Raw genomic sequence first — 13999 nt, 5'->3', positions numbered from 1 at the left:
GCAGTGACCTGTTGCTATTTAGAAAAATGATGTACTGGTGCAGCACAATTATAAGATGTCTAATCCAGCCTTTAGGAGAGCGGCATCCACAACGTGCTCAACCAGTACGGAGGTTGTGACACTTCCGACACCGCCCGGAACAGGAGTGATCGCATCCACAACAGGTTCTGCGTCGGCGAAGTTTACATCGCCGCAGAGTTTGCCCTCCTCGTTTACGTTGATCCCTACGTCAATGACAGTCTGACCGGCACGCAGATATTTTGCGTCGATGACACCGGCTCTCCCGGCAGCAACGATCACGATGTCTGCTTCTTTTACAACGGATGGCATATCTGTAGTTTTCGTGTGACAGATAGTTACGGTTGCATTTTTCTGAAGCAGCATCATGGCGGCTGGTTTTCCAACGACAGGGCTTCTGCCGATTACAACCGCTTTTTTACCGGTGCAGTCGATGCTATAATGATCTAAAATCTTCATGCAGGCACTCGGTGTGCATGGTGCGAAACCACCCTGTTTTCCGAGAAAAACAGAAGCCATGGAACGGTCAGTAATGCCGTCGATGTCCTTTTCTGCCGCGAGTGCATTGATGATCTTATTTTCATTTAAGTGACGAGGCAGAGGGCGGAAGAGTAATACGCCGTGAATGTCATCTGCTTCGTTTACCTGTGCGATCGTATTTAAAACCATTTCCTCTGAGGCATTTTCCGGAAGCAGAAACTTTTCGTAGGCAACACCGAGTGTTTCGCATCGTTTGGTGGCCCCGCGCTCGTAAGAAATGTCATCTTCTCTTTCTCCAATGCGGATGATGCCGAGTTTTGGTGTGATGTGATGTGCAGTGAGCAGTTCTGTTTTTTTTCGGATTTCTTCATTTAAGGAAGCGGTAACTTCTTTTCCTAATAATAATTTAGCCATTGGTACCTCCATTTTTACAAGTTTGTATCTCTGTTTTTATTTTTGCACATAGATTGTTTGAGAAAATGTACAATCCATGTTTATCTGATTTTTGAGCAGACCCGATTGAAAATCTCGTCAGCCTTCTGTTCGTATTTTTCACGCAGTTCATCAGCTTCCTTATTATAGGAAGCGGCAACTTCTTTGTCAGCCATGGATTTTGTGTTGATGTAGATATTTAAGGATGCCCCCTGAAGAGCAGATTTTAGCAGCGTGGCGCCGACACCGGCATCGCTGATGGCAATTTTACTGCCCTTTTCGGCAAAGGTTTCAATCAGATCGATCGCCTCTGCGCAGGTCCGCATGATCTCAAGTGGAACTTCGCAGGCTCCCACTAAGGCGGCTTCCATTACTTCTGCCTTTTTTTCAATTTCTTCCGGTGTGCTTTTTGGCATGCCGTAGGCGGCACTTAACGGTTCAAAAGCTTCGGCGTCTTTTTCCACGAGATCTAAAAGCCGTGCTGTGATGTCGTCTGCTTTTTTCTTACATTGAATGATATCCTCTTCCACAGCGGCATAGGTCTTTTTTCCAACGGTAAGACTCCCGACCATATTTCCAAGAGCGATACCGATTGCGCCGGCGAGGGCAGCGGCACCTCCGCCTCCCGGAACCGGAGACTTGCCGGATAAAACGGTGATAAAATCTTTACAGGAATAATCTGTAAAGCATGAATTTGTCTGATGTTCCATGATATTCCTCCATTGCACATTATTCTCCATACCTGTACGGTATTTTTTTACCATTTTCATTCGATAAGTTACAGTGATTGCTTTATTCTAACATATTGTAATTTTAAATGAAATAGAAATCCTGTAGCCCGGTACTTTCGCACATTAAAAAATTAATGTATGAAATCAACGGAAACAGTTGTCTTTTTACAGGTTTTTGTTAAAATATTAGTAGAGTTACCCTGGGATAAAGCAATAGCACCTGTGTTATTGATGTACATATGAGGAAAAGGTTATGAAAAATAAAAAATGGTATGTGATCAGCACGTTTGTACTTGGATGTATAGTGGTAAATTTTGCCGGCAGGATTTTGTCTGACAGACTGCAGATGCCGTTGTGGCTTGATTCTTTTGGAACAGTAACGGCAGCGTATGTGCTGGGACCTTTCTGTGGAGCTATGGTCGGGATGACGGTAAATCTTACCTATGGGATTTTATATTCCTGGACAAATATGTTTTACGCAGTGGTCAGTGCTATGGTCGGCATAACGACCGGCATATGTGTGAAAAAAGGATTTTTAAAAAATCTTTATGGAGTACTTTCAACAAGTTTTTTAATAGCGGTTTTATCGGTGACACTTTCTGTCCCGCTTAATTATCTGTATTGTGATGGTTCTACGCAGAATATCTGGGGAGACGGTGTTATTGAGTCTATGGAAAAAGTTGGATTCAACAGCTTTTTCAGTCACTGTATGGGACAGTTTTATCTTGATTTTCTTGATAAGGTTATAACGATCGTCTTAGTATTTTCTCTTATAAAATTGGTTCAGAAGAAAATTGTATCTAAAAGACAGCATACTTTGCTCATGATGTTTCTTTGTATATTGGTGCTTGGCATGATCCGGGGAGAGACAGTAACGGCAAAAACAGTTACAGAACAGGAAGATTACAGTAGTTATCTTCAGACTGTTTATGGCAGGGAAAATGGAATACCGGGTGGATGTGCCAATGATATTGTGCAGACGAAGGATGGCGTTTTATGGATTGGAACATATGGCGGGCTGTACCGGTATAATGGCACAAAATTTCAATGGATCAATGAATATGAATCGATAAAAACCGTGAACTGCCTGTATACGGATGAGGAAGGCAGACTGTGGGTTGGAACGAATGACAGCGGACTTTCCATCTTTATCAATGATACGGTTGCAAATGTTATTACTGAAAAACAGGGACTTGCATCGGATTCGGTGCGCTGTATTACACAGTGCGCAGATGGAAATTATTATGTTGGAACAGCCGGGGCACTTTCCATTGTCACATTAGCAGGTGGGTTAAATGTGAAAAAGACGATGGAAGATATTGTGTATGTAAAAAGTATGGATGCAGATGAAAATGGAACAGTTGCAGCGGTAACCGATGATGGAAAACTGTATTTTATCAGGCAGGGAAAGATCATGGATATTGTGGAGCCATCCGAGGGAGCTGATTTTTCCTGCTGTAAGTTTGATGAAAACGGACTTTTGTATGCCGGAACTTCACAGAATGAGATACTTTGCTATGGCTGTGATACGGGAGAGTGGAAATACAGGGAAACGAAAGGCTGTGAAGAATTATCCAATATAAAGTCGCTGTATTTTTTAGATAACGGAGCCATGTTTGTCTGTGCCGATAACGGAGTGGGATATTTTGTGGAACGGACAGATTTTAAAATGATAAATACAGATACATTTAACAGTTCGATTGATCATATGCTGATGGATTATCAGGGAAATCTCTGGTTTACATCATCAAGGCTTGGCGTTCTTCGTTTATGTAAGTCAGTATTTACATTGTTACAGACAGGAGCTATACAGGAAAATCAGGTTGTTAATTCAGTTACGAAATGGCAGAACAGGTTTTATATAGGAACGGACAGTGGATTAGAGGTAATGGATGAAGAAACCGGAGAAGAATATACGGATGATATTACGGAAACCTTAGCTGGCACAAGAATACGATGTCTTCGGACAGACAGCTGTGGAAACTTGTGGATCTGCACAACGGGAAAGGGCATTTATGAGATTACAGCAAAAGGAGAGACTTTTGTCTATGATAATGCCAGTGGGGCAAATGGTAATAAATACCGTACCGTCGAAGAACTAAAAAACGGAACGATACTTGCGGCAGGAGATGCGGGACTTACGTTTATCCGGGACGGGGAGATTACAAAAGTGACCGGTGAATCAGATGGACTTACGATACCGAAGATTCTTTGTGTATTAGAACAGGAAGACGGAACCATATTTGCCGGCACGGATGGAAATGGAATCGCGGTGATAAAAAATGGAAAAGTGAATGATGTTTACAACAAAGAGGATGGATTAAGCTCAGAGGTGATCCTCCGTATGGTGAAAAATGAGGATGGAGGTGTATTTATTGTAACAAGTAATGGAATCTGTTACATGGATACGGAAGGAAAAATCAGGAGTCTTGATAAATTTCCTTATTATAATAATTATGATATTGTGGAGGGAATCGACCATACTTTGTTTATACCAGGGTCAGCGGGGATCTATGTTGTGGATAAAGAGGATCTTTTGTCTGGGAAAGAATTAGAGTATAAATTGTTAAACAGTGATGCCGGGCTTAACCGGGCGCTGACACCAAATGCATGGAATTATGTAGATGAAGATATGAATTTCTATTTTTCCACAGATACGGGAGTGATTTGTATGAATCTTAAAAATTATGAGGTTTCTGTCCGTTCCTACCGTATGCAGATGAAATCCGTAAAAATAGATGATGTATCGCATTTTGTCAGACGTGGAGAGGTGATCTATCTGGAAAGGGGAGCAGAAAAGCTTGAGATATTTCCGGAAATTATCAATTATTCCGTGAATATCCCTTATGTAAGTGTTTACTTAGAGGGGTATGACAGTGAGCCGCAGGTGATGTCCCAAAGTGAGATGTCCAGTGTGATTTATACAAATCTTCCGGTAGGAACCTATAAATTTCATATTGCGGTGCTGGATCATAAGGGACAGAATCCGGTAGTGGAAAGTGTGTATACCATTGAAAAAAAGGCAGAGATCTACGATCACTGGTGGTTTGTGGTTTATATAGTGGCAGTGTTTACGTTAGCAGTAGCTTATCTGACCTGGATGATTTTTCATACACAGGTGCAGAGAGTGATCAATCTTCAGAAAAAGGAGATTGAACTGGTAAAAAAGCAGCTGGAAATGGGGAATGAGACGGTACTTACGATTGCTAAGACGGTAGACGCTAAAGATGTAAGGACGAGTCAGCATTCTGAGCGTGTGGCAGAATATTCCGTACTGATCGCAAAAGAACTTGGGTTTGATGAGAAAAGCTGTGAGGATCTGAAAAGGGCAGCGCTTTTACATGATATCGGAAAAATCGGTATTCCCGATCGGATTTTAAATAAGCCGGGAAAATTAACGGACGAGGAATATGGAATTATGAAATCGCATGTGACAAAAGGTGCGGAGATCTTAAAAAGTTTCACAATCGTAGACCATGTGGAAGAGGGTGCCTTATATCATCATGAAAGATATGATGGAAAAGGATATGTGCACGGGTTAAAAGGAGAAGAAATCCCGATCAATGCCAGAATTATCGGAATTGCAGATACATTTGATGCAATGACGGTGAATCGCGTTTACCGGAAACAGTTGGATATGACCTATGTGATACAGGAACTGAAAAATGGAAGGGGAACGCAGTTTGATCCAAGACTTGTCGATGTTATGTTAGGACTGATTGACAATGGAAAGATTGACATATACAGTCTGTACAAAGAACATGCACATGCAGATCATAGCAGGGAAAAAGAGGAGGAGTAGGGTGAAAAAAGTATATCTTGTGACATTGTGCACCTGTCTGGTTGTGATTGCTTTTGTGTCGGCATCTGTATACTTTCTGAGAGACGAAGAAAAAGAGATCACTGTTGGTTTTGTGTATGTTGGAGATGCGAGTACCGCATATACCAGCAATTTTATTGATGCGCAGGAGGCAATCCAGACAAAATACGGGGATCAGGTAAAAGTCATTGCACTCAATAATGTTGCGGAGGGAACGGAATCAGAGTACTTACAGCAGCTTGTGTATGCCGGATGTGACCTGATTTTTACGACCAGTTATAATTATGGAACCGTTACGAAGGAGTTTGCAGAAAAATATCCCGGGATTGAGTTTTGTATGGCAACATGTGCGAATGCAAATGAAGAGCCCCTCTTAAAAAATTATCATACATTCATGGGGAAAATTTATCAGGGAAGGTATACGGCGGGAGTGGCAGCCGGGATGAAAATGAAAGAACTGATCAAAGAAGGCGTGATCACAGAGCAGCAGGCAAAGATCGGATATGTTGCAGCCTATCCTTATGCGGAGGTGATCTCCGGATATACGGCATTTTTGCTCGGAGTGAGATCGGTTGTACCGGAAGCGGTGATGACAGTGCGTTATACCAATAAATGGAATGATTACCGGACGGAAAAAAAGTATGCCAAAGACCTGATCGATGAGGGCTGTGTGATCATATCACAGCATTCGGATACCGCAGGCCCGGCTACCGCGTGTGAGGAAACTGCTGCGGGGATCCCGGTTTATCTGGTAAGTTATAACCAGAGTATGGAAGATGTGGCGCCGACCACTTATCTTACCGGATGCAAGATCAACTGGGAACCCTATATGATGGGAGCTGTGGATGCAGTTTTAAACGACCGTGTGATTGAGAAAAGTATCAAAGGAACGGTCAATGGAAATGATATTGGTGCCGGTTTTGAAGAAGACTGGGTGCAGATGTTAGAATTAAATGAAATCACGGCTGCTGATGGCACAGCGGAAAAAATGCAGGAAGTGATCCGGCAGTTTGAGCAGGGGAAACTGGATGTGTTCCGGGGAGATTATGTCGGGGCAGATCCGGATGACCCGGACGATACTTATGATCTGAATCAGGGATATACGGAGAATGAGTTTGCGTCTGCACCTTCGTTTCATTATGTGCTGAAAGATGTGATCCGGATAGAAGAATAGGGGATTGTGAGGGAAAAAGTCCTGCGGATGCAGAGCATATCGTATTCGCAGGACAGTTTATATTTTTTTTATAAAATAATTAGCACTCACCTCTTGACAGTGCTAACAATCAGGTGTATAACACAAATTGTAAACAGAAAAAATAGAAATAAAAGAAATAAGTAAGAAAACTCATGATGGTTCTCCATCATTTGATATAGATGTCCAGTTTGGACCACAATTGAATAAGAGGGAGGAAGATATATGAACATTCAGAAATTTACACAGAAGTCCGTAGAAGCGATCAATGATTGTGAAAAACTTGCATATGAATATGGCAATCAGGAAATCGAGCAGGAACATCTGCTTGTTGCATTGCTGCAGCAGGAAGACGGACTGATTTTAAAATTGATAGAAAAAATGGATATCCAGAAAGAGCATTTCCTGGATAACGCCAAAAAACATCTCGCAGCAAGGGTAAAGGTATCCGGCGGTCAGGTCTATGTCGGACAGGACTTAAATAAAGTGCTGATCCATGCAGAGGACGAGGCAAAGCAGATGGGAGACGAATATGTTTCCGTGGAGCATCTTTTTCTTGCATTGTTAAAATATCCGAACAAGGCGATGAAGGAGATCTTCAAAGAGTATGGGATCACGAGAGACCGGTTTTTACAGGCACTCTCAACCGTGCGCGGCAACCAGCGTGTTGTTTCGGACAATCCGGAAGCTACCTACGATACCCTTGAAAAATACGGTTACGATATGGTAGCACGTGCAAAAGAGCAGAAACTTGATCCGGTCATCGGACGTGATGATGAAATCCGTAATGTAGTCCGCATCCTTTCCCGTAAGACGAAAAATAACCCGGTACTGATCGGTGAGCCTGGTGTAGGTAAGACTGCAGTCGTAGAGGGACTTGCACAGCGTATCGTAAAAGGGGATGTGCCGGAAGGCTTAAAAGACAAAAAGTTATTTGCACTGGATATGGGTGCTCTGGTCGCAGGTGCAAAGTATCGTGGTGAATTTGAGGAACGTTTGAAAGCAGTTTTGGATGACATCAAAAATTCTGACGGACAGATCATCCTGTTTATCGATGAGCTGCACACGATCGTCGGAGCCGGAAAGACGGATGGTGCGATGGATGCCGGACAGCTGTTAAAACCTATGCTTGCGCGTGGTGAACTGCATTGTATCGGTGCAACGACACTTGATGAATACCGTGAATATATCGAAAAAGATGCAGCGTTAGAGCGAAGATTCCAGCCGGTTATGGTGGATGAGCCGACGGTTGAGGATACGATTTCCATTCTGCGTGGTTTAAAGGAGCGCTACGAAGTGTTCCACGGTGTAAAGATCACAGACTCTGCGTTAGTATCGGCAGCAGTGCTCTCAAACCGTTATATTTCTGACCGTTTCCTGCCGGATAAAGCGATCGATCTTGTGGATGAGGCATGTGCCCTGATCAAGACAGAACTTGATTCCATGCCGACAGAACTTGATGAATTAAACCGTCGTGTCATGCAGCTTGAGATTGAGGAGACTGCATTAAAGAAAGAAACAGACAGGTTAAGTCAGGAGCGTCTCGCTGACCTGCAGAAAGAATTGGCAGAACTGCGCGATACGTTTAATACGAAAAAAGCACAGTGGGAAAATGAAAAGAAATCGGTAGAAAAAGTCCAGAAACTGCGTGAGGAGATCGAGACAGTCAAAAATGAGATCAAGACCGCACAGCAGAACTATGATCTGGAAAAAGCAGCAGAACTGCAGTATGGCAAGCTGCCGCAGTTAGAAAAACAGTTGGAAGCCGAAGAAGAGGAAGTAAAGAACCGTGATCTTTCCCTGGTACATGAAAATGTCAGTGAGGAAGAGATCGCACGTATTATTTCCCGCTGGACCGGTATCCCGGTTGCAAAACTGACGGAGAGTGAGAGAAACAAGACACTTCATCTCGATGAGGAACTGCACAAACGTGTCATCGGACAGGACGAGGGTGTCACAAAGGTTACAGAAGCGATTATCCGTTCCAAAGCAGGCATCAAAGATCCGACAAAGCCGATCGGTTCGTTCCTGTTCTTAGGACCTACCGGTGTTGGTAAGACAGAGCTCGCAAAGGCACTTGCGGCAAGTCTGTTTGATGACGAGTCTAACATGGTGCGTCTTGATATGAGTGAGTATATGGAGAAATATTCCGTCTCCCGTTTAATCGGAGCGCCTCCAGGATATGTCGGATACGATGAGGGCGGTCAGCTCACCGAGGCAGTCCGCAGAAAACCATATTCTGTTGTACTGTTTGATGAGGTGGAAAAAGCACATCCGGATGTATTCAATGTGCTGTTACAGGTACTTGATGACGGACGTATCACAGATTCGCAGGGCAGAACCGTTGACTTTAAGAATACGATCATTATTATGACGTCAAACCTTGGTTCGGCGCATCTGCTCGAAGGAATTGATGACAACGGAGATATCAATCCGGAGTGTGAGGAGGCAGTCATGAATGAACTGAGAGGACATTTCCGTCCGGAATTTTTGAACCGTCTCGATGAGATCATCATGTTCAAGCCGCTCACAAAAGGCAATATCGGCAACATTATCAACCTTCTGATCACAGATCTCAACAAACGTCTCTCTGACCGTGAGATCACAGTAGAGCTGACAGATGCGGCAAAGCAGTATATCGTGGACAACGGATACGATCCGGTTTACGGTGCAAGACCGTTAAAGCGTTTCTTACAGAAACATGTGGAGACACTTTCTGCAAAACTGATTCTTGCAGATGAGGTAAGGGAAGGCGATACGATCCTGATTGACGTGGAAGGAGACCATCTGACTGCGCGCGTAAAGTGACAGATTGTGGATACAGTGGGAGAATCAGACAATGTGCCTGAAGAGATAATTGTATAGATACAAAATAGAAAAAGAAGGACTTTATCCCCAAAACGGATAGAGTCCTTTTTTCTTGTTTATTTGCTGTGTACTTTGCGCAGCAAAAGCGGCAGCTCCACAATCAGCATGGCAATCCAGCCGGCAAGGTAGGAATACGGCAGCGCCTCAATGCCAAGATGCATTTTAAAGACGAGAGGTGCGGCGGCAAGCACGCGGATTCCCATGTTTACAAAACTGCTGATAAGTGTGATCTTTAAATCTCCGATGCCACGGAAATACCCCTGGATTCCGTTTGTGACAGCCGGCAGTATATACATCAGGGAGATCAGATGCAGGTAGATGACACCGTGTCCAATGACTTCCTCATCTTTGATGAAGCAGAGCATAAATTCTCTTGCAAATAAAAAGCAGAGCGCAAACACGATCAGACCATAAATGATCTCAAGAATCATACCGCAGCGGAATCCCTCCCGCATGCGGTCTTTTTTTCCGGCACCTTTATTCTGTGCCATCAGGGCAGTCATGGCGTGCGCAATATTCTGTTCCGGCGTGTAGGCAAAATCATCGATTCTGTTTACGATGGCAAATGCGGCAGCAACCGAAACGCCCATGGTGTTGACGATCGCCTGGATCCCGAGTTTCCCGAGCTGTACAGTTGCCTGCTGCAATGCTGATGTCCAGCCATATGCAATCGTGCGCAGTAAAAGTGAACGGTCAAACACCAGCCATTTTTTCCCAAGTCTTAATAAGGGCACTTTTTTCTGGATGTAGATGACACAGAAAACGCAGCATAAGGCTTCACTCAGCACGGTAGATACCGCGCAGCCGTTGCTGCCGGCTTTCAACACGACAACAAAAAACAGATCCCCTAAAATATTTAAAACGGCACTGATCATCAGAAAATAAAGAGGGGTATTGCTGTCACCGAGTGCACGCAGTGTGCTCGAAAAAAAGTTGTACAGAAAAGTAAAGACCAATCCTAAAAAGATGATCTGTAAGTATTCTGTTGTGAGGGATAAAATACCTGCATCCGCCTGCATTAAGATCAGGATCGGTCTTGCAAACAGGATACATGCTGTGGATAAGATCAACGAAAAAATAACGCCGGAGAGCATGGTGGTACTGATCTGGCGGTGCAGCGTGTCGTAATCTTTTGCCCCATACTGCATTCCCATTAAAATGCTGGCACCCATGCACAGTCCGTTTAAAAACAGGATCATCAGAGTGGAAATCGGATTGCAGATGCCGACAGCGGCAAGTGCTTCTTTTCCGACAAAATGCCCGACAATGATACTGTCTACGGCATTGTAGGTAAGCTGGAACAGGTTGCCGAGCACGAGCGGGATCGTAAAGCGGATCAGGATCGGCATGATTTTTCCGGTGGTAAGATCTTTGGTCATAGTGGTAAAAGTCCTTTTATTTGTAAGATAAATTAGTTCAAAAAATGTTTCAACTCTTCTGCGCGGGCTTCATAATCTGCAACTCCGAGATCATAAAGATCCTGTTCTAAGGCAGCATCCTTGGAAAAAGTACTAAGCGGCATATGGCGGCTTGGTGCAAAGATAAAAGCATAGCCTTCTTTTTCTAGCCGGCAGGCAAGGTCGATGGATGCCTGATAATTAATATGCCGGTTGTCGATGCTTTGGATTGTTTTCGGATATTTATGCAGCATATGTTTATACAGCGGGCGGTGTGCCTCCGGTTTTTTTACGAAGTTCCTTGGATTTGAGAGGATAACCACCATTTTGGTACAGCCTTGTTCGATCGCATGGTGCAGCGGAATCGAATCGGCAACACCGCCGTCGTAATAGTAACGATCCCCTACTTTTACAGGACGGCAGAAACCAGGCAGGGCGCAGCTTGCCATAACAGCACGGTAGTCGTCACGGACAATGTCGTATTTGGAAAAATAAGTTGCCCGCCCGGTTGCGGCATCGGTTGCAGGCATATAAAATTCAGCCGGATTTTCCATGACGGCAGAGTAATTAAGCGGATCTGCCCCATCGGAATTTGTCAGTGTCCCGTAAATATACTGCAGGCCAAATAAGTTTCCAGTATGTACTAAACTTCGTACGCTTAAGTAGCGCGGATCCCTTAGATGTTCCGTATAAAAACGGAGATTACGTCCCCGTTGTCCTGCAAGATAAGACAGCGTATTTGCAGCACCCGCAGATACGCCGATGCAGTAGGAAAATGTGATATTGTCATCTAAAAATTTGTCCAGAATACCGGCGCTGTATGCACATTTCATACCGCCGCCTTCTACTACAAGTCCTGTTTTCATGGTGTTCCTTTCTTTGTATTTTGAGAGGTGTCAAAATGAGCTCATGGACATTATACTTTATTTACTACAAATCGTTCAATACCAACATAAACAGATTTGCCGGTGTTTCTGTTTCACCGGATGGAAGTATGGAAAGAAAGGCTTGTCTGCTGTAAAATTCAACCGCAGTTTTTTCAGTACATGAATTTTATTGACAATTTACCAAAACGTTGTTGCTTTTTAAAATAGAGGATGATAATATAAATTTACCAAAACGTTTTGGTAACTGGACGCATGAACATAGACAAGAGAGAAGACACACAGGATGATATCGGAAAACTAAGAGCGAGAGAAAGTATGGAGGTGTAGAAATGTCATTAAAAGGACTTATTTTTGATCTGGACGGGGTGATCGTGTTTACAGATCAGTATCATTATAAAGCATGGAAACAGATGGCTGATGAGAAAGGTATTTACTTCGATCAGGAGATCAACAACCGGCTGCGCGGAGTGAGCCGTATGGATAGCCCGGAAATTATTCTGGAAAGATATGAGGGACATCCGTTAAGCGATGAGGAGAAACAGAAGATGGCGGAAGAGAAGAATGATATTCGGATGGAACAAATATTAAAAAATCCAAACCAGATCCGGAAGTTTTCTTAAAAGCAGCAGAGTTTCTTAGCTTGAAGCCGGAAGAGTGCGGTGTTGTGGAAGATGCATATGCGGGAATTGATGCAGCAGTTTCCGGTCATATGACAGCAATTGCGATCGGCGATGCGGCAGGTTATGACAAAGCAGATTATAAGCTGTCTACATTTAAAGATTTACTGGACATTGCAAAATAAGAATTACAAGTAATATAAACAGGAAAAATATGGATGGAATTGCTTGCTTTGCAGTTGGAATATCATGATAAAATGTGATAAGATGGTTACAAATCACTGAAAAATGTAATGCAATGGGGGATCATATGGCGAAAGACAGAAAGTTATATCTGAATGAAAGAACGACGATACGTGATGTTGCACAGGAGGCAGGAGTATCACTGACTACGGTATCCCATGCACTGAACGGCTATAAAGATGTGAGTGAAAAGACCAGACAGAAAGTCATGGAGGTGGCAAGACGACTGGATTATATACCGGATGAGGCTGGCCGTTCACTAAGAGGCATACAGAAGAAGACAATTGCACTGCTGCTTGCCGGGGAATTGCCGGAAGAAGATCCGAGCGGTATGATGTTTGGACTTACGAGTGGAATTTATAAGATTGCCCAGAAAATGGAGTATGAATTTACGATTCTTACAATGCCGACAAACAAGCAGATAAAAATCAGTTTTGGGCAGATCTGCAAGAAAAAGAAACTGGCTGGAATCATAGTTGACGGGCTTGCTATGGATATGCCGTACTATGAGCAGATTAAAAACAGTGAGATTCCCTGCGTCCTTGTGGATGTTGCGCTGGAAAGCGACCATGTATGTGAGGTTTCCGTTGATAATGAGAAAGCATCTTTTGAAGAAGTAGAGCATCTTATTGAGAATGGATGCCGTAATATTGCAATGCTTTCCGGTAAGAAGATGGCGCAGGTGTCAGAACGCAGAGAGTGTGGATACAGGCGTGCATTAGAGAAACATGGACTCCACATCCGGGAAGAATGGATCGAGGACTGTCTGTTTGAGCAGAAAATAGCAGTTCAAAAGTCAATAGAATTAAAAAAAAGTTATCCGGAGATTGATGCTTTTTTTTGTGTGAGTGACAGCATTGCAATTGGAGCAATTGAAGGCATGGGACAGCTTGGAGTACGGGTGCCGGATGATGTAGCAATAGCAGGGTTTGATGATTATACGGTTTCACAGTATATTCACGGAGGGATTACATCGATTAAGCAGTATCCTTACAAAATGGGCGTAGCGTGTGCGAATACGGTCATCAGCATGATTGAAGGAAACCGTGTACCAGACTGGATACCAATGGAATACAAACTTATGAAACGCGCATCAACAAAGAAATGAGCTTGTGAAAATTATATAAAAGTAAACAATAAAATTCGTGAAACATGATGACAAAAAAATGCACAAAAGACTTGAAAACCAAAACGTTTTGGGATATGATTCATTTATCAGTTACCAAAACGTTTTAGTTTTTTACTTTATACTAATATTTCAAACATTTTTTTCTTAAAGAAGATTTTTCAAAATGTAAAAATACGAAAGGATGT

The 13999-nt window shown here is 43.2% G+C and carries 8 protein-coding genes and 1 pseudogene; 5 read left to right on the top strand and 4 right to left on the bottom strand.

The genetic code is table 11. The features are described from left to right. Positions 1-48 precede the first annotated feature (48 nt). On the bottom strand, positions 49-912 hold the full coding sequence (locus tag ACDD58_RS18240) for a bifunctional 5,10-methylenetetrahydrofolate dehydrogenase/5,10-methenyltetrahydrofolate cyclohydrolase (protein WP_370778610.1): 864 nt from the start codon (positions 910-912) through the stop codon (positions 49-51). A gap of 80 nt (positions 913-992) precedes the next feature. Beyond that, positions 993-1640, bottom strand: coding sequence for a cyclodeaminase/cyclohydrolase family protein (locus ACDD58_RS18235; RefSeq protein ID WP_055195428.1), 648 nt, complete (start codon positions 1638-1640; stop codon positions 993-995). Positions 1641-1914: 274 nt separating this feature from the next. Between ACDD58_RS18235 and ACDD58_RS18230 the strand changes: the two genes are divergently transcribed. From ACDD58_RS18230 to clpB, 3 genes are all read left to right on the top strand, one after another. Beyond that, a complete protein-coding gene (locus ACDD58_RS18230) occupies positions 1915-5463 on the top strand; it encodes an HD domain-containing phosphohydrolase (protein WP_370778609.1) in 3549 nt (1182 codons plus the stop codon). A 1-nt stretch (position 5464) separates the two neighbouring features. After that, the gene (locus ACDD58_RS18225; RefSeq protein ID WP_370778608.1) at positions 5465-6655 is read left to right on the top strand and encodes a BMP family ABC transporter substrate-binding protein; all 1191 of its coding nucleotides are present in this window, start codon (positions 5465-5467) and stop codon (positions 6653-6655) included. Positions 6656-6898: 243 nt separating this feature from the next. Beyond that, positions 6899-9481, top strand: coding sequence for an ATP-dependent chaperone ClpB (gene clpB, locus ACDD58_RS18220; RefSeq protein WP_022112541.1), 2583 nt, complete (start codon positions 6899-6901; stop codon positions 9479-9481). Between the two features lie 116 nt (positions 9482-9597). Here clpB and ACDD58_RS18215 read toward each other — a convergent pair whose 3' ends face one another. Further along, positions 9598-10920: an MATE family efflux transporter gene (locus tag ACDD58_RS18215; RefSeq protein WP_370778607.1), complete on the bottom strand. Its 1323-nt coding sequence runs from the start codon at positions 10918-10920 to the stop codon at positions 9598-9600. Between the two features lie 32 nt (positions 10921-10952). Beyond that, positions 10953-11804: a patatin family protein gene (locus ACDD58_RS18210; RefSeq protein ID WP_370778606.1), complete on the bottom strand. Its 852-nt coding sequence runs from the start codon at positions 11802-11804 to the stop codon at positions 10953-10955. A gap of 350 nt (positions 11805-12154) precedes the next feature. Between ACDD58_RS18210 and ACDD58_RS18205 the strand changes: the two are divergent. Then, positions 12155-12627, top strand: a pseudogene (locus tag ACDD58_RS18205) (HAD-IA family hydrolase). Positions 12628-12752: 125 nt separating this feature from the next. Continuing rightward, the gene (locus ACDD58_RS18200; protein ID WP_370778605.1) at positions 12753-13793 is read left to right on the top strand and encodes a LacI family DNA-binding transcriptional regulator; all 1041 of its coding nucleotides are present in this window, start codon (positions 12753-12755) and stop codon (positions 13791-13793) included. The last annotated feature ends 206 nt before the right edge of the window (positions 13794-13999 follow it).

The organism is Roseburia sp. (genome assembly GCF_041325975.1).
In the GTDB taxonomy this organism is placed as follows: Bacteria; Bacillota; Clostridia; order Lachnospirales; family Lachnospiraceae; genus Roseburia; species Roseburia rectibacter.
Note: the sequence above shows the minus strand (reverse complement) of the source record. Positions and strands in the feature narration are given on the sequence as shown.